The sequence below is a fragment of the Actinomadura barringtoniae genome (assembly GCF_017573505.1).
GTDB classification, from domain to species: Bacteria; Actinomycetota; Actinomycetes; order Streptosporangiales; family Streptosporangiaceae; genus Spirillospora; species Spirillospora barringtoniae.
On sequence record NZ_JAGEOJ010000021.1, the window covers coordinates 119,995 to 142,527 of the forward strand.

General features: G+C 69.6%; 23 protein-coding genes. 13 read left to right on the forward strand and 10 right to left on the reverse strand.

Annotated elements, in window-relative coordinates; genetic code table 11:
• The first annotated feature begins 87 nt into the window (after window positions 1-87).
• Complete coding sequence (locus J4573_RS41155; RefSeq protein WP_208261575.1) at window positions 88-1,020, forward strand: metal-dependent hydrolase; 933 nt, start codon at window positions 88-90, stop codon at window positions 1,018-1,020.
• A 53-nt stretch (window positions 1,021-1,073) separates the two neighbouring features.
• On the opposite strand, the gene J4573_RS41160 is transcribed toward J4573_RS41155, so the two are convergent.
• Together J4573_RS41160 and J4573_RS41165 are read right to left on the reverse strand one after the other, a co-directional pair.
• On the reverse strand, window positions 1,074-2,231 hold the full coding sequence (locus J4573_RS41160) for an epoxide hydrolase family protein (RefSeq protein WP_208261576.1): 1,158 nt from the start codon (window positions 2,229-2,231) through the stop codon (window positions 1,074-1,076).
• A gap of 138 nt (window positions 2,232-2,369) precedes the next feature.
• Complete coding sequence (locus J4573_RS41165) at window positions 2,370-3,059, reverse strand: hypothetical protein (RefSeq protein WP_208261577.1); 690 nt, start codon at window positions 3,057-3,059, stop codon at window positions 2,370-2,372.
• Window positions 3,060-3,165: 106 nt separating this feature from the next.
• Here J4573_RS41165 and J4573_RS41170 point away from each other — a divergent pair, with 106 nt between their 5' ends.
• Window positions 3,166-3,903, forward strand: coding sequence for a D-alanyl-D-alanine carboxypeptidase family protein (locus J4573_RS41170; protein ID WP_208261578.1), 738 nt, complete (start codon window positions 3,166-3,168; stop codon window positions 3,901-3,903).
• 423 nt (window positions 3,904-4,326) lie between these two features.
• Here J4573_RS41170 and J4573_RS41175 read toward each other — a convergent pair whose 3' ends face one another.
• Window positions 4,327-5,301 (reverse strand): MerR family transcriptional regulator, encoded by a 975-nt coding sequence (locus tag J4573_RS41175; RefSeq protein ID WP_208261579.1) that lies wholly within the window; start codon window positions 5,299-5,301, stop codon window positions 4,327-4,329.
• A gap of 161 nt (window positions 5,302-5,462) precedes the next feature.
• Window positions 5,463-5,942, reverse strand: coding sequence for a hypothetical protein (locus tag J4573_RS41180; RefSeq protein WP_208261580.1), 480 nt, complete (start codon window positions 5,940-5,942; stop codon window positions 5,463-5,465).
• Between the two features lie 189 nt (window positions 5,943-6,131).
• Here J4573_RS41180 and J4573_RS41185 point away from each other — a divergent pair, with 189 nt between their 5' ends.
• Together J4573_RS41185 and J4573_RS41190 are read left to right on the forward strand one after the other, a co-directional pair.
• Window positions 6,132-6,521: a guanyl-specific ribonuclease gene (locus J4573_RS41185; RefSeq protein WP_208261581.1), complete on the forward strand. Its 390-nt coding sequence runs from the start codon at window positions 6,132-6,134 to the stop codon at window positions 6,519-6,521.
• A gap of 1 nt (window position 6,522) precedes the next feature.
• Window positions 6,523-6,969, forward strand: a complete 447-nt coding sequence (locus tag J4573_RS41190; protein WP_208261582.1) for a barstar family protein — start codon at window positions 6,523-6,525, stop codon at window positions 6,967-6,969.
• Here J4573_RS41190 and J4573_RS41195 read toward each other — a convergent pair whose 3' ends face one another.
• From J4573_RS41195 to J4573_RS41205, 3 genes are all read right to left on the reverse strand, one after another.
• The gene (locus tag J4573_RS41195; protein WP_208261583.1) at window positions 6,970-7,359 is read right to left on the reverse strand and encodes a DUF4190 domain-containing protein; all 390 of its coding nucleotides are present in this window, start codon (window positions 7,357-7,359) and stop codon (window positions 6,970-6,972) included.
• Between the two features lie 1,014 nt (window positions 7,360-8,373).
• Window positions 8,374-9,144: a deoxyribonuclease IV gene (locus tag J4573_RS41200; protein ID WP_208261584.1), complete on the reverse strand. Its 771-nt coding sequence runs from the start codon at window positions 9,142-9,144 to the stop codon at window positions 8,374-8,376.
• 31 nt (window positions 9,145-9,175) lie between these two features.
• A complete protein-coding gene (locus tag J4573_RS41205; RefSeq protein WP_208261585.1) occupies window positions 9,176-9,484 on the reverse strand; it encodes a hypothetical protein in 309 nt (102 codons plus the stop codon).
• 204 nt (window positions 9,485-9,688) lie between these two features.
• Here J4573_RS41205 and J4573_RS41210 point away from each other — a divergent pair, with 204 nt between their 5' ends.
• The 7 genes from J4573_RS41210 to J4573_RS56815 all read left to right on the forward strand — a co-directional run bounded on the left by J4573_RS41210 (window position 9,689) and on the right by J4573_RS56815 (window position 14,365).
• Window positions 9,689-9,877, forward strand: coding sequence for a hypothetical protein (locus J4573_RS41210; RefSeq protein WP_208261586.1), 189 nt, complete (start codon window positions 9,689-9,691; stop codon window positions 9,875-9,877).
• 145 nt (window positions 9,878-10,022) lie between these two features.
• The gene (locus J4573_RS41215) at window positions 10,023-10,409 is read left to right on the forward strand and encodes a hypothetical protein (protein WP_208261587.1); all 387 of its coding nucleotides are present in this window, start codon (window positions 10,023-10,025) and stop codon (window positions 10,407-10,409) included.
• Window positions 10,410-11,275: 866 nt separating this feature from the next.
• The gene (gene rpsF / locus J4573_RS41220; protein ID WP_208261588.1) at window positions 11,276-11,566 is read left to right on the forward strand and encodes a 30S ribosomal protein S6; all 291 of its coding nucleotides are present in this window, start codon (window positions 11,276-11,278) and stop codon (window positions 11,564-11,566) included.
• Window positions 11,567-11,598: 32 nt separating this feature from the next.
• Entirely contained in the window at window positions 11,599-12,159 is a 561-nt protein-coding gene (locus J4573_RS41225) for a single-stranded DNA-binding protein (protein ID WP_208261589.1), read from the forward strand.
• A 60-nt stretch (window positions 12,160-12,219) separates the two neighbouring features.
• Complete coding sequence (gene rpsR, locus J4573_RS41230) at window positions 12,220-12,456, forward strand: 30S ribosomal protein S18 (RefSeq protein ID WP_019631633.1); 237 nt, start codon at window positions 12,220-12,222, stop codon at window positions 12,454-12,456.
• A gap of 20 nt (window positions 12,457-12,476) precedes the next feature.
• Window positions 12,477-12,923 carry a 50S ribosomal protein L9 gene (rplI, locus tag J4573_RS41235; RefSeq protein ID WP_208261590.1) on the forward strand — a complete coding sequence of 149 codons (447 nt, stop codon included), beginning with the start codon at window positions 12,477-12,479 and terminating at the stop codon, window positions 12,921-12,923.
• A 242-nt stretch (window positions 12,924-13,165) separates the two neighbouring features.
• Window positions 13,166-14,365 carry a peptidoglycan recognition protein family protein gene (locus tag J4573_RS56815; RefSeq protein ID WP_372442994.1) on the forward strand — a complete coding sequence of 400 codons (1,200 nt, stop codon included), beginning with the start codon at window positions 13,166-13,168 and terminating at the stop codon, window positions 14,363-14,365.
• A gap of 15 nt (window positions 14,366-14,380) precedes the next feature.
• On the opposite strand, the gene J4573_RS41245 is transcribed toward J4573_RS56815, so the two are convergent.
• A complete protein-coding gene (locus J4573_RS41245; protein ID WP_208261591.1) occupies window positions 14,381-14,569 on the reverse strand; it encodes a hypothetical protein in 189 nt (62 codons plus the stop codon).
• Between the two features lie 257 nt (window positions 14,570-14,826).
• The gene (locus tag J4573_RS41250) at window positions 14,827-16,728 is read right to left on the reverse strand and encodes an FAD-dependent monooxygenase (protein ID WP_208261592.1); all 1,902 of its coding nucleotides are present in this window, start codon (window positions 16,726-16,728) and stop codon (window positions 14,827-14,829) included.
• Window positions 16,729-16,798: 70 nt separating this feature from the next.
• On the opposite strand from J4573_RS41250, the gene J4573_RS41255 reads away from it, so the two are divergent.
• Complete coding sequence (locus J4573_RS41255; RefSeq protein ID WP_208261593.1) at window positions 16,799-17,425, forward strand: TetR/AcrR family transcriptional regulator C-terminal domain-containing protein; 627 nt, start codon at window positions 16,799-16,801, stop codon at window positions 17,423-17,425.
• Window positions 17,426-18,134: 709 nt separating this feature from the next.
• On the opposite strand, the gene J4573_RS41260 is transcribed toward J4573_RS41255, so the two are convergent.
• Window positions 18,135-19,466, reverse strand: a complete 1,332-nt coding sequence (locus J4573_RS41260) for an MATE family efflux transporter (protein ID WP_208261594.1) — start codon at window positions 19,464-19,466, stop codon at window positions 18,135-18,137.
• A gap of 335 nt (window positions 19,467-19,801) precedes the next feature.
• On the opposite strand from J4573_RS41260, the gene dnaB reads away from it, so the two are divergent.
• Window positions 19,802-22,429 (forward strand): replicative DNA helicase, encoded by a 2,628-nt coding sequence (gene dnaB, locus J4573_RS41265; protein WP_208261595.1) that lies wholly within the window; start codon window positions 19,802-19,804, stop codon window positions 22,427-22,429.
• The last annotated feature ends 104 nt before the right edge of the window (window positions 22,430-22,533 follow it).

The window sequence follows — 22,533 nt, forward strand, 5'->3', positions numbered from 1 at the left end:
CCGTCGAAGTGTGTCGGCGTGATCTGAGGCACAGGCGCCGCCCCCGCCCCGGTTTCGAGGTGCAGGAGAGCCCCCACAGGAGAGCCCATGAGCAGCAACGCCCTGCCAAAGCCCCGTCCTTCGATTCGCCCGCGCACCGTCCGGACCCGGCGGATCGCGTTCGAGTACCCGCCCGAACGGCTTCCCCGCCACTACATCGGCGGCGACCTGGTGATGAGCCACATCGTCAGCGTGCTGTCCTCGCTGTTCCCCGAGGGCGAGGACTTCTTCGTACGGACGGTCCGCAACTACCGCGACCGGATCGACGACCCCGAGCTGAAGTCGCAGGTCGCCGGCTTCATCGGCCAGGAGGTCACGCACGGGCGCGAGCACCGGCAGTTCAACGACCGCCTCGCCACGATGGGCTACCCGACCAGGATCATCGACCGGCTGACCAAGTACGGGCTCGGCCTCGACGAGAAGATCCTGCCCAAGCAGGTGCAGCTCGCCATCACCGCGGCGCTGGAGCACTACACGGCCACGCTGGCCGAGGTGCTGATGTCCGATCCCGAGGCGCGGGCGATGTTCGACGTGGACGAGGTCCGGTCGATGTTCCTCTGGCACGCCCTGGAGGAGAGCGAGCACAAGTCCGTGGCGTTCGACGTCTATCGCCACATCGGCGGCAACGAGTTCCGGCGCGCGATGGTCATGCGCTTCACGAGCCTGGGCCTGGTGGGGGCCATCGTCGCGGGGACGTTCCTGTCGCTGCTGCTCGACCGGTCCGCGTACAACCCGGCCCGGCTGTTCCCGAGCGTCGGTCGCCTGCGGCACTCGCCGTGGCTTCGCCGGGAGGTCCTGCGGCGCCTGCGCGACTACAACCGCCGCGATTTCCACCCGGACGACAACGACGCGACCGAGTTGCTCGCGGAGTGGAAGGTGAAGCTCTTCGGCGCCGAGGGTGCCCTCGCCGATCGCATGAAGAGCCCTGAGCCCGATGTTCCTGGCGCCTCAACAGCGAAAGGCCGAGAGGCCCTCGGCTAAGGCCGTGAGGCCCTCGGTCAGAGGACCCCACGGCTGCGACCCGGCGTTCTGCGCTAGCGGAGCGTACGGAAGAAGGCGCGGACGTCGGCGGTGAGCAGGTCGGGGACCTCCATCGCCGCGAAGTGCCCGCCGCGCTCGAAATCCGACCAGTGCACGATGTTGTAGCCGTACTCGGCGTAGCGCCGGATGGCGATGTCCTCCGCGAACACCGCGACGCCGGTCGGCATCGTGCCGCGCTCCTGGCTCCAGTCGCCGCCCGAGTGCATGTTCTCGTAGTACAGGTTGGCCGCCGAGCCGAACGTGTCGGTCAGCCAGTAGAGCATCACGTCGGTCAGCATGCGGTCCCGGTCGATCGCTTCCTCGGGAAGGGCTTCGGTCGGGTAGGTCCACACTTTGAACTTCTCGACGATCCACGCCAGCTGCCCGACCGGTGAATCGGTGAGGCCGTAGGAAAGGGTCTGCGGTTGCGTGGCCTGGACCTGGAAATACGCACTTCCGTTGTCGGTCCAGTTCTTCAGGCGCGCGATGCGGGCCTTCTCGACGTCGGTGAACGTGGCCAGCTCCTCGTCCGACACTTCGCCGTACGGGATGAAGCCATAGCTCGCGGCGTTCACATGCACGCCGACCACGTGGTCCGCGTCCTGCTTGCCAAGCGACGGCGAGACGAACGCGCCCATGTCGCCGCCCTGCGTGCCGTACCGCTCGTACCCCAGCCGGCTCATCAGCTCCTTGTAGGCGCGGGCGATGCGGTCGACGTTCCAGCCGGTGTCCTTGACCGGGCCCGAGAATCCGTAGCCGGGCATCGAGGGGATGACCAGATGGAACGCGTCGGCGGGGTCGCCGCCGTGCGCGGCCGGGTCGGTCAGCGGGCCGATCATGTCGAGGAATTCCACCACCGAGCCGGGCCAGCCGTGCGTCAGCAGGAGCGGCAGCGCGTTCGGCTCGGGGGAACGCACGTGCAGGAAGTGGATGTTCGCCCCGTCGATCTCGGTCGTGAACTGCGGGTACTCGTTCAGCGCGGCCTCGTGAGCGCGCCAGTCGTACTCCGTGCGCCAGTACTCGGCGAGCTCGCGCAGGTAGTCCTCGGGCACGCCGCGTTCCCAGCCCTTGCCGGGGATCGCGGCGCCCCAGCGCGTGCGGCCGAGCCGCTCGCGCAGGTCGTCGAGGTCGGACTGCGGGACGTCGATGCGGAACGGTCGGATCTCGGTCATGGCAAGCCTCTCTCGAGCAATCATCAGAACGGATCGTTCTGTTCCCATATTAGCAGAACGGAATGATTCATTCCAATCTGATGCGGACAAGGTCAAGATCTGGACGGGTGCGCTTGAAACCGCAGGCCACCGGGGTACTCACCCGACCATGCGGATCATGCTCCTGCCGGTAGCGGCACTCGCCCTCGGAGCCATCGGCGTCTCCACTCCCACGGAAGTCGCCTCCACCACCCTCACCACGTTCTCCACAGCGCGCCTCGACCACGCCCGCACCGTCGCGGCCACCACCACGCTCACGACCGCCGCCACAACGACCGCCACGGCCCGCACCACCGCCGCGACGACAACAACGGCCGCGACCACAGCCGGGACCATCGCCGCGACTGGGCCCGCCGCCGCGACCGGGACCGCGACCGCGACTGGAAGCGCGACCGCGACTGGGACCGCGACCGGAAGCGCGACCGGGACCGGGAGCGCTGCCGCGACCGGGACCGGAGTTGCGGCCGGGACCGCGGCCCAGATCGCGGCGGGGACTGCCGGCACGGCCAGGTCCGCGACCACGTCCGCCGGGACCGCGGCCCAGATCGCGGCGGGGACTGCCGGCACGGCCAGGTCCGCGACCACGTCCGCGACGACCGCCGCGACTGGGACGGCGGCCCGGACCATGGCCGGGACTGCCGCCGCGACCAAGGCCCGGACCGCCGCCAGGGCCGGAGCCGCGGCAGGGGCCGCGGCCGGGACCGCGGCCCGGACTGCCGCCGGGACCGCAGCTGCGACGACCGCCGCGACGAGGACCACGGCCGGGACCACGTCCGCGGCCACCGCCAAGACGGCAACCACTACGGCCGCCGCAGCGGCGGCCACCACGTCCGGCGCGACCACCACGGCTGGGAAGGCTGGAGCTCCGGCGACGGGTGCTTCGGGGCCTCGGCGGGTGCGGGCGCGGACGGCGTTCCTGGCCGATGCGGGCACCGGTAAGCGGCTCTGGGCGAGGCATTCGGGAGCGCGGCGACAGATCGGGAGCATCACGAAGGTCATGACCGCGCTGATCGTTCTGCAAGCCGGCCACCTCGACCGCAAGATCCGCATCAAGTCCGCGCACGTCGCGTACGCCGCCTCGCGCAACGGTTCGACGGCGCGGCTGCGGGTGGGCGATCGGCTGACGACGCGCGAACTCCTGTACGCGATGATGCTGCCGTCGGGATGCGATGCCGCCGCCGCGCTGGCGGACACTTACGGCCCGGGCCAGGGGCGGTTCGTGCGCAAGATGAACCGGACCGCCCGTCGGCTCGGGATGAGCCGCACGCACTACGTCGACATGTCGGGCCTGTCGACCGCCGGGTACTCCTCGGCGCGCGACCAGACCGTCCTCGGCCGCTACGTGATGCGCAGCGCCACGTTCCGCCAGATCGTTTCGCGGGATCGGTACGTGGCGCACGGCAACCGGGGGCACGGCCGGTACGTGTGGCTGAGCACCAACGAGCTGCTCGGCGCGTATCCCGGCATCCTTGGGATCAAGAGCGGCCACACGTCCGCCGCCGGCTACAGCTTCTTGTTCGCCGCGCGCCGGTACGGCCGTACGCTCATCGGCGCCGTTCTCAACAGCTCGCAGACGCGCCCCGGCGCCCGCTTCGCCGACGCCGCACGCGTCCTCAACTGGGGCTTCCGCTGACGGGGCATCCGCTGACCAGCCCGGTCGGCGCGGCTGGCCCGACCTGCCCCAGCTGCCCGGTCACCCCACCGACCGGGCAGGTTTCACTGACCCGGTCGGTCCTACCTGCCCGCTCAGCCCTACCTGCCCGGTCAGCCACACTGGCCTCACCGGCGCGGCCGGTCCCACCTGCCCGGCCAGCCCTATCGGCCCGGTCCGCGCTACCGCCCTGGTCGGCGCGGCTGGCCCGGTTCGCCCCACCGGCACGGTCGGCTCCGCCTGCTCGGTCAGCCCTACCGGCCTGGTCAGCTCCACCCGCCACGGCCGGTTTCACCGCCACGGCCGGTCCCACCGGTCCGCCCTGTCTCCCGGTCCGCCCTGTCGGCACGGTCGGCCCCGCAGGTCCGGTCGGTCCTGCCAGCCCGGCTGGCCCCGCAGGTTCGGTTAGCCGGCGTTCAGGCGTAGCGCCTTGATGAACCACTCGAAGACCGGCACCAGCGTCGGCGGGACGGGCCAGCCGTTGATCACCGCGAGGAGCTGCCAGTAGCGTTCGGCGTCGCGGTCGCTGCCTACCTCGAGCCGGTGCAGCATCGCGCGCCGGAACTCCGGCCCGTCCGTGCTGCCGAACGCCTCGGCGTATGCCGCGATCAACTCGTCGACGACCCGCGAGGCCTCCGCCGACTCGGGTGCTTGACCTGCGGCGATGGCGTTCTCGACCTTGGTACGGATCGTCTCGGTCAGCTCGTGATGGAGACCGTCCTGGTAGCCGGTGTCGCGTTCGGACGCCTGGAGCTCGGCCATCCGCCGGATCCGCGCGCGGAAGTCCGGGTTCTGGACGAGCTCGGCGAGCTCCACCCAGGCGTCCACCTGCTCGGGCGCCGGGTCGTCGGGCAGCTCCGGCATCGCCGAACGCATCATCGCGACGAACTCGGGATTGGCGTCCAGGCCGCCGAACGTGTCCTCGATGAAGTCGATGACGATCCGGTTGCGCTCCTCGTCGGAGAGCTTGGCGAGCTTGTGCATGAGTTCCATCTCCTCCGGACCCGAGCCGCGCTTGGCCACCGCGCGCATCACCGCGCGCCGCAACCGCAGCGTGCTGATCTGCGCGTCCAGGGCCTCGGCGTGCGCGGCGGCGACCTCGGAGACGGTCACCTCGCGGTCCAGCACCCGCTGGACGGTCGCGAGGTCGACGCCGAGTTCGCGCAGCGTACGGACGAGGTCCAGGCGGGCGAGCGCGTTCAGGTCGTACAGCCGGTAACCGGCATCGGTGCGGGCGGTCGGCGGTACGACCCCGCTGTCGGAGTAGAACCGGATCGTCTTCACCGGCAGGCCCGTTCGCCTGGCCAGCTCGCCGATCGTGTAGAGCTCGTCGTCCGCGTAACGGTCGTCGTCCGTGTAGGGGTCGTTGCCGCCGTCCATGTCCCTCACCTTGCGGTCTCCAGCCACTGGAGACTCAAGTCGACTTGAGCCGCCGCACGCAAATATCGCGTACGGCGAGATCGCCGTACGCGATATTCAACGCGGCTCACCGACCGTCAGATCCGACGAACCAGCAGGTCAGGGCCTCACTACGAGAACGGTCAGCCCTCGTAGTTGGGGTCGGCGATGGTGGGCGTGCCGCCCTCCTTGTGGACCTTGCGCAGCTCTTCCACGTACTCGCGGGAGAACATCGCCGACAGCGTCGCGACGCCGCCGCGGTGCACGCGGACCTCGGCGCCGCGCAGCTGCCCGACCAGCCGAACGCGCCGTCCGGACCCGTTCTCGCCGGTCCAGTCCTTGACGCGGCCGCGGCCGGTGAACGTCAGGTCCCAGCTGTCGATCTCGGTGTCGTCGTTCACCAGCAGCTTCACCCAGGCGTGGTCGAGGTTCAGGTGGATCTCGATGTCGCCCTCGGGGATCCGCGGCGAGCGCAGGTCCAGGACGGCCCCGCCGCGGTGGGCGCGGACCTCGAACGTGCGCGCGGTGGTCCAGTGGCCGAGGTGCTTGACGGTGCGGTAGTCCGCCTGGACGCGCTCAGTGGTGGCGGTGGTGGCGGTGGCGTTCGTGGTGGTGGTGTCCATGGTTGTCTCCTCCCGAGACCGGGTACCGACTCTCCTTGCGAGTGACTCTTTCTCAGAGTCTCTCGATATAAGAGATAGTAGGAAACAGAGAGCCGCCCTGTCAACCCTCGAGTTGGCCCTGGTCAGCGCGTCGCTAGACACCGCCACCCACGCCGTGTGCGACGATCACGAGCGGTAGGGGGTGCCGCGATGAGACTGGCGACGTACGTGCTGGTGCCGCTGATCGCGGTGCTGAGCCTCGGCGCGTGCACCACGGCCGACCACCCCACCCGCGCCGCGTCCTCCACACCCAGGCCGACCTCATCCGTGGCGGTGGCGACCCTCCCGGCAGAGGCGCAGCAGACGCTGAAGCTCATCGACCAGGGCGGGCCGTTCCCGTACCGCAAAGACGGATCGGTGTTCAGCAACCGCGAGCGACGACTGCCCCGGGAGCCGCGCGGCTACTACCGGGAGTACACGGTGCCCACCCCCGGCTCACGCGACCGGGGCGCGCGGCGCATCATCGCGGGCAAGGAAGGCGAGCGCTACTACACCGGTGACCACTACCGCACCTTCCAACAGGTGACGGCCGGGAGATGACGTGGACGCGAAGCAGGCACTGAACGAGTTGATCGCGGGCAGGCTGGAACCGGGCGTCTACCAGTGGAAACCGCCCGCCGACGACTGGACGGGCCAGGCTAGGCGCGCCGGACTCCGCGTCTTCCCCCTGGACGGCGCCCGCGCCCGCGACAAGGACTCGTTCCTGCGCCTCTGCGCCGAGGTCTTCGACTTCCCCGAATGGTTCGGGCACAACTGGGACGCCCTCGAGGACTCCCTCACCGACCTGTCCTGGGCGCCCGCTCGCAAGGGCTATGTGGTGGCGTACGACGCCTGGACCGAGCTCGCCGAGGCGGACCAGGGTTCCTTCCGTACGGTGCTGGACATCTTCGCCGAGGCTGTGGAGTCCTGGCGGGACAGCCCGACCCCCATGACCGTCCTGCTGTCCAGCCACGGCGTCGAGGCCGCCGGCGTCCCCCGCCTGGGCTGATCAGGCTCCGCTGGCGTGGTCGCTGCTGATCAGCGCGGCGATCAACCCGAAGTAGAACAGCACGACCAGCAACCACAGCACGGTCACGATGTAGCCGAGGATGAGCCCGGCCAGCGCCATCCCATCGCCCTGCTCACCCGTACGCCGGATCTGACCCCGCGAGATGTGCCCGAAGATGATCGCCAGCGGCGAGGCCAGCCCGCACACCACGATCCCGGCGATCCCGCAGATCAGCGCCGCCGTGGCCATCCCGTTCGTCGGGGGCATCATCGGCGGCGGCGCCCCGTAGTAGTGGTGCTGCACCGACGGCTGCGGCGGCCCGTACCCGCCGCCGTACGCGTCGGGGCCGTATCCGTACGGATCCGATGGCCCATAGGGGGGCTGTGCCATTGACTTCCCGATCGCTCTCAGTGACGCAGAATTTTTCGGATTATGCCAGCAAATCGCACTGGTCAAAGCCCGCACGAGTTCGCCCGTTTAGATGCACCCGCCCGCCCCCAAGTTCCCGCCCCGCCCACATTCCCACCCACCCGCCGACCGGCCGCGAGGCCTAACCGCACCCATCAACCACCCGCGCTGACCACCCGCCCATGCTGACGAGCCGCTTTCGTCGACAGACCGTGCCGCCTCGCCGACCTGCCGAGCGGCCCGACCACACCCATCAACCGCCCACGCAGACCGCCGCCTCAACAGTCCGCGCCGCCTGTCTGCGCCGCCTGTCTGCGCCGCCTGTCTGCGCCGCCTGTCTGCGCCGCCTGTCTGCGCCGCCTGTCTGCGCCGCCTGTCCGCGCCGCCTGTCCGCGCCGCCCGTTCACGCCGCCCGTTCACGCCGCCCGTTCACGCCGCCTGTCCGCGCCGCCTGTCCGCGCCGATCGTCCGCGCCGACTGTCCGCGCCGATCGTCCGCGCCGACTGTCCGCGCCGATCGTCCGCGCCGATCGTTCACGCCGATCGTTCACGCCGATCGTTCACGCCGATCGTTCACGCCGATCGTTCACGCCGACGGTCCACGCCGACAGGACCCTCCGGCGGACCGCACCGCCCGCCGGCGAGCGGCTCTGGTGGATCGGCCGTGGCCGACCGGCCTCGGCCGCCACCATGCGAGTGGCCAGGCCGACCAGGCACAGTCGCTTGCGAGTCGACAAGGCCGCCTGACAGCGCGCATCGACCCCACCAGACCACCGCTCACATCAACTGGGCCATGCCCACAGCCCACGCTCGCCTGCCATGCCAACTGGCCTGCGGCTGAGCAGCCCGCTTCGGCCTCATGCCCGAGGGGCGCTGCGGGTGAACGGCCACATCGGTCGAACGCGGCTACATCGTTCAGCGGCCTCAGCGGGTGGAGGACTACTCCAGCTGAACGCGGCGGGCGTCGTTCGGGCGCGTCAGCGGGTGGTCGCCTCGGTCAGCTGAGCTTGTCGCGGAGCCAGGCGATGTCGGCGGCGTGGCCGTCGGCGGGGGTCTCCACGACGATGGGGGCGCCGGCGGCGCGGACGACGGCGAGGATGAGGTCGCTGTCGATCATGCCGCTGCCGATGTTGGCGTGGCGGTCGGCGCCGGAGCCGAACTCGTCGCGGCTGTCGTTGCAGTGGACCAGGTCGATCCGGCCGGTGACGGCCTTGATCCGGTCGACGGCGTCGATGAGCTCCTCGCCGGCGGCGTGGGCGTGGCAGGTGTCCAGGCAGAAGCCGAGCTTGGAGTCCATGCCGGGCACGCTCGACAGCACCTCCCACAGCCGGGCGATGCGGTCGAACTTTCGGGCCATGGCGTTGTCGCCGCCCGCGGTGTTCTCGATGTAGATCGGGATCGGGCACTCGATCCGTTCGAACACCTTGCGCCAGTTCTCGAAGCCGACCTCGGGATCGTCGTCCTTCAGCACGTGACCGCCGTGCACGATCAGTGCCTTGGCCCCGATCGACGCGGCCGCCTCCAGCTGCTGGGTAAGGTTCTTGCGGCTGGGCACGCGAATCCGGTTGTTGGTGCTCGCCACGTTGATCAGGTACGGGGCGTGCACGTACACATCGACGCCGGAGTCGGCCAGCGCCTCGACGCCCTCGGGAATGACCGGCTTCTTCCAGCCCTGAGGGTCGCCGAGGAAGAACTGGACGACGTCCGCGTCGATCTCGCGGGCGCTGTCGAGCGGGTTGATCTGGTCGACGTGGGCTCCGATGCGCATGGCACCGAGCCTAGCCCCGGCGTAGGACAGTTCAGAGCGAGAAGCCGCCATGGCTGATGGCGAAGCCGGCGCCGACGAACGACCCGACCATGCCGACCACGTTCAGCCACCGTTCCCCGGTGGTGGCCGACACCATCTGCGAGTAGAGGGCCAGCGGCAGCCCGATCACCCCGGCGAGGGCGCCGAAGAAGTGCGTGGCGGGGATGAACCCCAGGACCAGTGCGGCCAGGCCGATGCAGATCGCGGCCACGGCCAGCGAGTTCTCGACCGGGTGGCGCTCGCCGTCGGTGTTCAGGCTGATGGCCGAACGCCTCTTACCGGCGACCTCCTGTGGTGGCATGGGGCCACACCTCCTGTTCCCTCTGGTACGGGTGGGACGGCCGTACCCGTGTCCGTGGAGAAGATTCCCGGGAGAACGAGAGATCAACCCGTGGCGCGGGGGCGGAAAATGTCAGCCCCACGGGGTAATGTCGAACATGGATTCGAAGACTGTCCCGCGGACACTCCTGAGGGGAAGCAGGAGTGAGGCAGGAGGTGCAACGAGGTGCTTGCCGCACACGGAACCGCACAGGCCGGTGACCTGGCGGTCGTCGGCGAGGCCGAGCTCGTGGAAGAGCTCTCGGCGCTCACCACCCAGACCGCCCGCATGCGAGCCCGCATGACCGACATCATGAGCGAGCTGGAACGCCGCCGCTGTACGGACTCGCGCGGCGCGAGACCAGGCCGCCACTGACCCCCGACCGGTGGCCGCCCACCAGGCCCGCCCACGAGGCGACACCCCCACGGACCTAAGGGCACACAGCCCTCGGGTCCGTGGGCGCCCACCCGTATGCACGTCCGCACCGGACGCGCGCCCAGCCCGTCCGCGCCCGGCGTCCGTGCCCGCCCGGCGTCCGTGCCCGCCCGGCGTCCGTGCCCGGCGTCCGTGCCCGGCGTCCGCGCTCGACGTCCGCGCCCGCCCGGCGTCCGTGCCCGGCGTCCGTGCCCGGCGTCCGTGCCCGGCGTCCGCGCTCGACGTCCGCGCCCGCCCGGCGTCCGTGCCCGGCGTCCGCGCCCGCCCGGCGTTCGTGCTCGACGTCTGTGCTCGACGTCGGCACCCGACGTCCGTGCCCGACCGCCTGGGCGCGGGGCCCGATCGGGGTGCCCATGCCCGTGCCGTGCCCGACGGTGCGTACGGCCAGATCGGCATCGGCAGCAGCGCCTCCGATCACCGGCTCGACTCGGCCACCTGGCACGTACCCGCGCGAGTCACCTGCGCCCCGTGAATACGGCCCTCGTGGCGCCCCTGGCGGCCTACGCCGGCCGGCTGTGCCCTGGCCAAGTTCGGTGGTCGCGTCGGTCCCGCGCGTAAGCCTTCTTCGTCTGGCCGCTCGACCCGAACCACGCCTTCCGCCTGCATCCGGGCCTGCCCAACGCCTGGACGCACGCCGGGTCCGGCCTGGATTGGGGTTGCGTCCGCCTGTCCCGGCCCGCATTCGGTCTGGGGCCGCTGCATCCGGGGGCCCGTGTCGGCCTATATCTGGTTTCGCAGCCGAGCTTTCGCGGGACCGGCGTTCGCCATCTGTGTTCAGGCCGTGCCTGGGCCGGGTGCCCGGCTCAGGCCGTGCCTGGGCCAGGTGTCCGCGGTGTGGCCGCTCGCCTGTGTCTGTGCCGCCGTGTCTGTGCCGCACTGGGCGCTGTGTCTGGTGCCGCGCTGGGGCTGGGCCCTCGGTGTGTACAGGCTGCGTTGGGTGGGCCTGGGCAGGACGGCGACACCGTCATACGGGCGCGTTCGATCGCCTGGGCTGGGTTGGGCGCTCTTATCGGGGTGGGCTGGTGCCGAGCAGGGGCCGGGGCGTGGGTGAATTGGCCCGCGGATCCTGGAGTGGAGTGGAGGTTGGGACGCGGGGACGGGCGGGTGCGGTGGCGGCTCTGGCTGGGGGCGAGGGGCGGGGAAGGGGATTCGTCGGGGTGAGTGGGGGCGGGCGTATGGCGTTAGGCTCGCACGCTGCCAACTCTTGGTAGCCTGTATCGGTCTTGCGGAGAGTGCATCGGGCCAACTGGGTCTGCGATGCCGCCGCGGGAGACGCAACAGCCCTCCTGTCACGGAGAGACCGTGACCGCACCAGTCCAGAGGAGGTAGGGACACAGCATGCGTCGTTACGAACTCATGACCATCCTCGACCCCGCCATCGACGAGCGCACCGTCAACACGTCGCTCGACCCGTTCCTGAAGGTCGTCAAGGACGCCGGCGGGAGCGTCGAGAAGGTCGACATCTGGGGCCGTCGCCGCCTTGCGTACGACATCCAGAAGAAGTCCGAAGGCATCTACGCGGTGGTCGACCTGACGGCCGAGCCTGCCACGGTCAAGGAGCTCGACCGGCAGCTCAACCTGAGCGAGTCGATCCTGCGTACGAAGGTCATCCGCCCCGAGGTCCACTGAGCCAGGCCCTCTAACAGCCGGAGCGAAGCCCAATGGCAGGCGACACCGTAATCACGATCGTCGGGAACCTCGTCGAGGACCCGAACCTGCGCTTCACCCCCAGCGGCCAGGCGGTCGCGTCGTTCCGCATCGCCTCGACGCCGCGGTTCTTCGACCGTCAGGCGAACGAGTGGAAGGACGGCGAGGCCCTCTTCCTGACCTGCAACGTTTGGCGGCAGGCGGCGGAGAACTGCGCCGAGAGCCTGCAGCGCGGCATGCGGGTGATCGTGCAGGGGCGCCTCAAGCAGCGGTCGTACGAAACCCGTGAGGGTGAGAAGCGCACCGTCTTCGAGGTCGAGGTCGACGAAGTCGGGCCCTCGCTGCGCAACGCCACCGCGAAGGTCAACAAGACCCAGCGGCAGGGCGGTGGCGGCGGAGGCTTCGGCGGCGGAGGCGGCGGCTTCGGTGGAGGCGGCGGCCAGGGCGGCGGCTTCGGCGGCGGCGGTCAGGGCGGTCAGTCCGGTGGGGGCGGCGCCCCGGCCGACGACCCCTGGGCCACCGGCGGCGGCGGTGGGGGCGGCGGAGGAGGCTTCTCCGACGACCCGCCGTTCTAGATCAGTAAGTATCCAACGACCATTCCCGCGCGAGCGGGGCTCTCATAAAGGAGCACCACGATGGCGAAGCCACCTCCTCGCAAGCCGAAGAAGAAGGTTTGCGTGTTCTGCCAGGAGAAGATCTCCTACGTCGACTACAAGGACACCGGTCTGCTGCGGAAGTTCATTTCCGACCGCGGCAAGATCCGGGCCCGTCGGGTGACCGGCAACTGCACCCAGCACCAGCGTGACGTCGCCACGGCGATCAAGAACGCTCGTGAGATGGCGCTGCTGCCGTACACCAGCACCGCGCGCTGAGCAGGAAGGATTCACGCATCATGAAGCTCATCCTGACTCAGCAGGTCTCCGGCCTCGGCGAGCCCGGAGACGTCATCGAGGTCAAGGACGGCTACGGCCGCAACTACCTCGTCCCCCGTGGGTTCGCGATCAAGTGGACCCGGGGCGCGGAGAAGCAGATCGACTCCATCAAGAAGGCGCGTTCGGCCCGCGAGATCGCGACCGTCGAGCACGCCAAGGAGGTCGCCGGCCGGCTCGGCGGCCTCAAGGTCACGCTGCGCACCCGTACGGGCAGCAACGGCCGCCTGTTCGGCGCGGTGACCGCGGCCGACATCGCCGACGCGGTCAAGGCCGCCGACGGCCCCGACCTGGACAAGCGCCGGATCGAGATCGGCAACCCGATCAAGACCGTCGGCGCCCACCGGGTCAGCGTTCGGCTGCACGCCGACGTCAACGCCACGATCGACGTCAACGTCGTCGAGGCCTGACCGGCGCGTACGACCTCGGAACGGCCGGGACCCCTGGGGGTCCCGGCCGTTTCTGTTTCTTGTGAAACGTCCTCGAATCGCCGCCTCCTTGGTGATCCTCTTGGCGGCCACTACCGTCCGTATCCGGATCATTGCGGTCGGACGGGGGTGGCATGTTCGGGCATTCGGGGGACTGTCCATGCGAGCGAGGGGCGGAGGGGCGGGACCTGCCTGGTCTGCCCGACCTCCCTGACCTGCCTGACTTGGCGGATCTGGCCGAACGGCCTGACCTGGCCGAGCGCCCGGACTTGGCCGAGCGCCCGGACTTGGCCGAGCGCCCGGACCTGGCCGAACGGCCGGACCTTACCCGTCGGGTGATCCTGGGCGGCGGGCTCGGCCTGGGCGCGCTCGGACTCGGAATCCTCGGTGACGCCGTTCTGAACGACAATGAGGCGATGGCCGAAGCGAAACCGGGACCCAAGCCGAAGCCGACCCCGACGCCTGGTGACAGCGGTGGCGTGCGGCGCGGGGCCGACGGAAGCGCGTCGGAGCAGGCAGGGGCCCACGCGCACGCACATGCGCAGCCGCACGGTCATGAGGACGTACGGCCCACGCCCATGCGGCCCCGCGTCTACACGCGCAAGGAGTGGGGCGCCAAGCACACGAAGAAGCCGACCAAGGTCGTCACCAGGCGGCCCGACCACATCGTGGTCCACCACACGGCCACGCCCAACTCGACCGACTACTCCCTCGCGCACGCCTACAAGCTGTCGCGCGACATCCAGCGGTTCCACATGGGCCATCGGGGCTGGAACGACACTGGCCAGCAGCTCACGATCTCCCGCGGTGGGCACGTCATGGAGGGCCGAGACCAGAGCCTCGCGGCGATCCTCGCGGGACGGCACGCGATCGGCGCGCAGGCCCTGCACCACAACGATCACACGATCGGCATCGAGAACGAGGGCAACTACATGAAGGCGCCCGTCCCGGCGGCGCTGTTCTCGTCGCTGGTCACGGTGTGCACGTGGCTCTGCTTCCAGTACCGGCTCGACCCGTACCGCGCCATCGTCGGCCACCGCGATCTTGGCAGCACCAGCTGCCCTGGCGACGTTCTGTACGCGAGGCTCCCGGAGCTGCGCACCGCCGTCGCCTCCCGCCTTCCGCGCCGTACGGCCAGCAAGACCCGACCGAGCAGCAAGCCGGCACCTGACCAGAACCTCGCGGGCGACCCAGGGCCTGGGGCCGGCCAGAGTCCTGGGGTCGGCCAAGGGCCTGGGGCCGACCAGGACCTCGGTGGCGACCAGGACCTTGGTGGCGACCAGGATTCTGGCGGCGATGGCTACGACTCCGACGAGATGCCCGGCCTCGATTCACCGCCCGCGAAGCCTGCTGCGCCTTCGAAGCCCTCGAAGAGGCCTAAGGTCTCCGATGTCTTCCCCACCTACAGAAGGCCCAGGTCGTAACCGGTCGCGGGATGGTCAGGACTCGGGGGTCGTGTAGCGGGTGCGGCGGCGGGCGATCTCGGGGTCGATACCCTCGACCAGCGACCAGATGCCCGCCACCCGTTCCACCAGCGTTTCCGGGGGCAGGCCCTGCAGGCCTTCAGCGGCCAGGTCGTCGATCGCCTGAGTGAGCCGCGCCATCCGCTCGCCGTGTGTGGAACACATGTTCGAATACTAGCGAGAGCGGGTAGAGGCTGGGGGCCGGTCCGAAGAAAACGCCACTCCAGTCGCAGGCGCTTCCCCGAGTCCCCGAGACGCCCTCGGTAGTTCCCCAGATCAAGTGCCGCGAGCGCCCCAGGTCAGCCTCGTCGGAGCTCCCCGGGCGGACGTCGACTCGGCGCCCCCGACCGATCTCGGTGGAGCTCCGCGGGTTGATGTCGGTCGAGCTCGCAGGGCCGGCTTCGGCCAATCCCAAGATCGACTCAGTGGTTCCCCGGGCCGAACCAGCGGGTGAGCGCCTCGTTCAACGGCGTGGGCTCCTCGGTCACCCAGGCCACGAAGCCGTCCGGCCGGATGAGCAGTGAGCAGGACGGAGCCTTCGGGGAACTGCCGGACACGACGTCGACCCGGTCGGCCCAGGGCGCGATGTCGTGGTCGCCGATGAGCAGCCCGCGTCCCGAACGCATGAGATCGGCGACGCGGAGCTCGCCCTCCGCCGTGTTGACGGTCAGGTCGAACGCGAAGCTTCGGCCGACCGCGTCCGTACGGGAGTCCAGCTCATAGCGGATGCCGGCGCCGTTCATCAGGTCGGTCAGGTAGGCGTTGGCGTCGTCGAAGTCGAGCATGCGGGTGAAGATCTCGCGCAGCGCGTCGGTGTGCGGACCGGGCTGCAACAGGGCCACCTGAGCGCGAGTGTTGTCGAGGACGCGCTCCGCGATCGGACGCCGTTCGGCCGTGTAGGTGTCCAGGAGCTCGTCTTGGGCCTCGCCGCGCGCGACCAGCGCGAGCTTCCAGCCCAGGTTGACGGCGTCGCCGAGCCCCAGGTTGAGGCCCTGGCCGCCGAACGGGGAGTGCACGTGCGCGGCGTCGCCCGCCAGGAGAACGCGCCCCGACCTGTAGTCGTCAGCGAGCCGGGCGTTGTCGGTGAAGCGAGTGAGAGAGGTCGGCGAGCTGAGCGTCACGGTCGTGCCGGTGATCCGCCGTACGGCCGCCTGCAGCTCGTCCAGCGTGATCTCGGAGTCCCGGTCAGCCGGCGGGCCGTCGAACTCCACGCAAAGGATCCGGCCCGGCGTGGGACCGTTCACCATGAGGCCGCCGGGGCAACGGTTCCAGCCGCGCGGCACGAACTCCGGGTCGTCCAGCTCGACCACGGCCTGGTAGCCGGTGATGATCCCGTCCGTTCCGGGGAACGCGAAGCCGCCCTGCTTCCGCACGAGGCTGCGCCCGCCATCGGCGCCGACCAGCCAGCCGGCGTTGAGGCTGTACGGCCCGTCAGGTCCCTCAACGTGGAGCGTGACGCCGTCGCCATCCTGCTCATACGAGACGATCGCGTGCCCGCGCCGCAGTTCGACGCCCAGCGCGATGGCGTGGCGCTCCAGCTCCTGCTCAAGAACGTGCTGCGGAACGAAGATGCCAGGCGCCGTCTCGTACGAGGACTCCCGCAACGCCCAGATGCCCGCGAAATGACCACGCCTCATCAACGCCGCCATCGCCGCCCCACCCCGACCAACCCGGCCCCCAACACCCCCGCCAGGTCCACCCCCCGTTCCGCCAGCAGCCCCGCCCGTCCCATCAACGCCCTCGCCCGTTCCGCCGCCTAGCCCGCCGCCGGAGCCGTCGGGACGGTCGCCCGGCCCGCTCATGGCGCCGCCCAGTCCGCCTGCCCCACTGCTCGTTCCGCCAACGCCGCCACCGGGGCCGCCACGGTGGCCTTCACCCCCACCAGCGCTGCCGCTCGACCCGCCAGCGCCGCCGTCCGGGCCGCCAGGCCCGCCGCCCGTTTCGCCACCAGCCCGCCCATCCGGCTCACCAGAACCGCCCTCTGCGTTGCCGAGGCCGTCATTGCCACCGCTAGGAGCGAGGGCCTTGCTGCCGGCCGGGGTGTTTGGGGCGCCCGCTTTGTCGGCGCCGGGGTGGGGCGGGCGGTTCATCTTGATTGAGGCCATGAACCGTTCGTGGGCCTCTTGGAGGGGGTCGGAGAGGCCGCGCCGGTCCAGCATTTCGGCGGCGCGGCCCTGGATGCCACCGGCCTTGGTGCGGCGGTCGATCTCGGTGAGCCGCTCGAGAACGATCGTCTCGATCCCGTACAGGCGCAGCTCGGAGGCGAGCATCAAGCCGACCGGGCCGCCGCCCGCGATGACGATCCGAGGGGTGGTGGTGTTCATGGCGAGTCTCCTTAACGGCGTTAAACTTAACGCCGTTAAGGCTGCCTGAACACTGTTAAGCTGTCAACCCATGAAGCTCGAACGCGGCGAGGTCGTCCGCACCGCCATCCGCCTGCTCGACGAGGTCGGTCTGGAGGGGCTCAGCCTGCGGAGGCTCGCCAAGGAGCTCGGCGTCCAGGCGCCCGCGCTCTACTGGCACTTCAAGAACAAGCAAGAACTGCTCGACCACATGGTCTCCGAGATGGCACGTTCTGCCGAGAACGAGAGCCGTCCCACGCCGGACCAGGCCTGGGACGAATGGCTCATCGACCGCGCGCGCTGGATGCGCAACGGTCTGCTCAGCCACCGGGACCTCGTGCTGCTCACCGCCGGCACCCGGCCGACCGCCGACCGCGCACCCGCCATCGAGGAAATGGTCCGCAGGCTCTGCGACGCAGGCTTCACGCCGGGCGAAGCGGTGTTCAACATCCTCGTGATGACCGAGTACGTCACGGGTTCCGTCCTGGAGGAACAGGCAGGACACCGCCGCGAGGGCGGCGACGGCCTCGAAGGCGTGGAGGACGGCCCGGACGGCCAGCCCCTCCTCGCCGCGGCCATCAAGGAGATGAACGAGCTGAGCGGCTCATTCGAATACGGCCTCAGCCTCCTCGTCGACGGCATGCGCGCCCGCCTCGCCACCCGCCGTACGCAAGCCTGACCACCTCGACGTCCAAGGTCAGCCCCACGTCCTACTGCAGAGTCCCGGCCAGGCTCACCCCACCGCCTGGCGCACAGACTCACGCCTCTGCGTCGCGCGCAGAGCCCTAACCCCGGGTAGCGATCGCTCCGCGCGGTGCCGAGATCCGCTCGCTGGGCTTGGCGCCCAGCCCGCCGCTCCACACAGAGCTCAGGCTCACTGCTCCGTGCCCCGCTCAGGCTCACTGCTCCGTGCCCCGCTCAGGCTCACTGCTTCGTGCAGCGCTCAGGCCCATCGCTCCGCCGGGCGCCCGTGCCGCTCGTTCAGCCCAGCGCCGAGACCCGCCACGTCGTGCTCTCCAGCCCCGCCGTACCGCCAGCGCCGAGGCCCGCTGCCAACCCGGCGTTGAGGCCCACCGCCCCACGCCGATCGCTTTGCCCGGCGCCGAGGCCGCCGCGCCTTCCGACCCCCGAGCCAATGCTCTGCGTGGCGCTCGAGTCCATAGCTCTGCCCAGCGCTTGGAGGCTCACCGCTCTGCCTCGCGTTCAGCCCCATCGCTCCGACATCGGCGGCATGTCCAGGGGCCTGGCGCATTGGCCTGCTCCGATCTGGGCGCCTTGCGTTCGGGTGAAAAGTCAGGGGTTGCGGCGGCCGAATGCCAGGGGCGAGTTCGTGGACTCGGATCTCTGGATCCGGCGGCCGACCTGCGCGCGGGTGTGGCCGGTGGGGATTAGCGGACGGCGCCGGTGACCATCCAGGCGTCTCCGCGGGCGCGCAGGCTCAGCGTGATGAAGCGGACTGTCATCCACAGGCCGATGGCCAGCCAGAGGCCTACCAGGCCGGTGTCCGCCTTGTAGGCCAGCAGTGCTGTGGGGAGGAAGGCGATCGTTGCGATCACTGTGGTCCACGCTAGGTAGGCGCCGTCGCCTGCGCCGATCAGGATGCCGTCCAGAACGAAGACGACGCCCGCGATCGGCTGGAGGACGGCGATGATGATCAGCGAGGTGAGGAGCAGGCTGCGGACCTGGTCGTCGGAGGTGAACAGGTCCGGCAGCCACGGCCGTACGGCCAGGATCGCCACGCCGAACACCACGCCGCAGGCCGCGCCCCACTGGACCATGCGCCTGGTCGTGGCCCGCGCGCCCTCGGTGTCGGACGCGCCCAGGTACCGGCCCGTGATCGCCTGACCGGCGATCGCGATGGCGTCCAGGGCGAAGACGAGGAGCGTCCACACCTGGAAGCCGACCTGGTAAGCGGCGATCTCCGGATCCCCCATGCGCGCTGCGATGGAGGTGCCGACGATCAGTACGACGCGCAGCGCCGCGGTGCGGAGCAGGAGGTTGACGCCGGCGGTGGCCGATGTGCGGAGCCCCGCCAGGTCCGGCCGTACGGAAGCACCGTGCCGCCGTGCACCGCGCAAGACGACCACCACGTAGACCAGCGCGCTCGCGGTCTGCGCGATCACCGTGCCCCAGGCCGAGCCCGCGATGCCCCAGTTCAGGCCGAGTACGAACACCACGTTCAGCAGCAGGTTCAGCCCGAAGCCGCCGATCGAGACGACCAGCGGCGTCCGGGTGTCCTGGAGGCCGCGCAGCACGCCGGTGCCGGCCAGCACGATGAGCATGCCCGGAATGCCGAGCAGGCTGATCTCCAAGTAGGTGTGGGCGTACGGGGTGACCTCGCTGGACGCGCCGAACACGTCGATGATCCACGGCACCGACGGCAAGCCGGCGACGATGAGCGCCACGCCGATCGCGACGGCGAGCCACATGCCGTCGATGCCCTGGCGTACCGCCGCGCGCAGATCGCCCGCGCCGACCTGGCGCGCCACGCCCGCCGTCGTGCCGTACGCGAGGAAGACGCAGAGATAGACCAGCGTGTTGAGCGCCTGGCCGGCGACGCCGAGGCCGCCTAGCTGGAACGTTCCGAGATGGCCGACGATCGCGGAGTCGGAGAGGAGGAACAGCGGCTCGGCGACGAGCGCGCCGAACGCGGGGACCGCGAGCCGCAGGATCTCGCGGTCGTGGGCGTTCCTGCGCAGGCGTGGGGGAGAGCCGACCATAGGGGATCTACCGTACCAAGATGTAAGGATTATTGGAAATTTGTCCATTACCTGAGACTCGTGGGCGGCAGGTCGGCGATTTTCTTTCCCGCACAACCGGTGGACGACGTTCTACCAGCTCAGAGCACGTGCACGAGCCGAACTCACGCCGTCGTCCCCAGACTTGTCCCCAGGTCGTGCACAACGTTTCCCGCATGTCTGCACAGCGACTCCACAACACGGTCCACAGGACGCTTTGCCGCCGGGGCCGGGGGCCCAGAGAATGTCAGACCCGGCCGGTAGATGTGTGGTGCGGCAAGCCTGGCGGGGCAGTTGCGAACAAAGGGGGAGTCACCGTGAGCGTGGCCGAGATCGGCCCGTCCCAGTCGACGGAGTTCGAACGCACGCCCCCGCACGACATCAACGCCGAGCAGGGCGTGCTCGGCGGCATGCTGCTCTCCCAGGACGCGATCGCCGAGGTCATCGAGACCCTGCGGACCGCCGACTTCTACCGCCCCGCCCACCAGATGATCTACGACGCGGTCCTCGACCTCTACGGCCGCGGCGACCCCGCCGACGCCGTCACCATCGTCGGCGAGCTCACCAAGCGCGGTGAGATCGCGAGGGTCGGCGGCGCTCCCTACCTGCACGACCTCATCTCCGGCGTCCCGACCGCCGCCAACGCCGGCTACTACGCCAAGATCGTTCGCGAACGTTCCGTCCTGCGCAAGCTCGTCGAGACCGGCACCCGCATCGTCCAGATGGGCTACGCCGCTGACGGAGCCGACGCCGACGACGTCCTCGACCGCGCCCAGGCCGAGGTCTTCGCCATCGCTGAAAAGCGCTCGGGCGAGGACTACGTCCCCCTCAGCGAGATCATGCCCGGCGCTCTCGACGAGATCGAGGCCATCGGCAGCCGCGGCGGCCAGATGACCGGCTGCCCCACCGGATTCGCCGATCTGGACGCCCTCACCAACGGCCTCCACGGCGGCCAGATGGTGGTAGTCGCTGCTCGGCCTGCGATGGGAAAAGCTTTTGAACTTTCAACTAAATTGCCAACACCTACTGGCTGGACCACGATGGGCCAGGTCAAGGTAGGTGACTACCTCATTGGGGCTGACGGAAAACCGACCCGGGTTGTGGCCACAACCGAGGTCATGCACGGACGCCCCTGCTATGAGATCGAGTTCTCTGACGGCGAGGTGATCGTCGCCGATGCTCAGCATCAGTGGCGCACGACCACGCGGGCCAGCCGTCGGCAGCAGGGCGAGAACAGGCGCGCGTACTACTGGCCGGACGAGGCGATCAACCGTGCCCGCCGGGCGACGGCCGACGCGAACGAACGGCCCGCTGAGCTCATCACCCATCCCGAGGCGGTCGCTGCGGTCGGGGCCGAGTTCAAGCATGCGCTCTATGGGGTCACTCGGGAACTCGGCCACCGCGGTGAGGCCGACACAAGCCTCTCGAAGCGTCAGCCGCGCTACGACAGCAGGAGTCTTTATCGAGGTCTCCTCAGCCGTGCCGTCCGCCCGATGAACGCCGCGACCACTGCGCAGCATCGCCCGATCAAGACCACCGAGGAGATCGCCGCGACCGTTCGTGTCGATGGCGACAACCGTCCGAATCACGCCGTAGAGGTGGCGGCACCATTCCAGCTCCCTGCAGCGGACCTTCCCATCGACCCATACCTCTTGGGAGTGTGGCTCGGCGATGGTGACAGCCGTCATGGTGCGTTGACCTGCTTCGACGACGAAATCCTCGATGAGATCCGAGCCATCGGCCAGTGCACCGTTTCGCCTCACTCCGCCCCGGGACGCTACGGGCTCCTCGGGCTGAGGCGTCATCTGAGGGAAGCCGGGCTCCTCCAGAACAAGCACATCCCAGCGGTCTACCTGCGGGCTTCCGAAGCGCAAAGGCGGGCGCTATTGGCCGGGATGCTCGACACGGACGGATACGTCTCGGAGATCGGACAGGTGCAGTTGGCCTTCGTCAACAAGAGGTTGGCGGAGGGTGCGCACGAGTTGATCCTGAGTCTCGGCTACCGGGCGACCATGACGACCAAGCCGGTCGAGGGTCGCCACCCCTGGACCCGCACGTTCTACCGGATCAACTTCACGCCGACCGAGACCGTCTTCCGGTTGCCGCGCAAGGCTGCTCGTCAGCGCAAGCGCGTCGATCCGAAGGCGCGGGTCCGCTACATCGTGGACGTTCGCCCGGTCGAGAGCGTGCCTGTGCGCTGCGTCCAGGTCGACAACGACGACCACATGTACCTCGCGGGCCGGTCGTGCATCCCGACGCACAACAGCACGCTCGCGCTCGACTTCGCGCGGGCGGCGTCGATCAAGCACGGTCTGACGTCCGCGTTCTTCAGCCTGGAAATGGGGCGCAACGAGATCACGATGCGCCTGCTCTCGGCGGAGGCGCGGGTGGCGCTGCACGCCATGCGTTCCGGGACCATGCAGGACGAGGACTGGACGCGGCTGGCGCGCCGGATGAGCGAGGTGGCCGAGGCGCCGCTCTTCATCGACGACTCGCCCAACATGTCGATGATGGAGATCCGCGCGAAGTGCCGGCGGCTGAAACAGCAGCACGACCTGCGGCTGGTCATCATCGACTATCTGCAGCTGATGACGTCCGGTAAGCGGGTCGAAAGCCGCCAGGTCGAGGTCTCGGAGTTCTCCCGTCAGCTGAAGCTCCTCGCCAAGGAGCTCCAGGTCCCCGTCATCGCGCTGTCCCAGCTCAACCGTGGTCCTGAGCAGAGAACAGACAAAAAGCCCATGGTGTCCGACCTTCGCGAATCTGGATCAATCGAGCAGGACGCGGACATGGTCATCTTGCTGCATCGTGAGGATGCGTACGAGAAGGAGTCGCCGCGGGCGGGCGAGGCGGACCTGATCGTGGCCAAGCATCGAAATGGTCCGACCGCGACGGTGACGGTGGCATTCCAGGGCCACTACAGCCGCTTCGTGGACATGGCTCAGTAGTTCGCACGTGAAGCCCTGCTGACCCCGGGTGGCTTGTGGTGGCCGCTCGGGGGCTAAGCGTGCTGTCTTGGTGTTCGGGCCGCCTGGCTTCCTCGGGGCCGGTG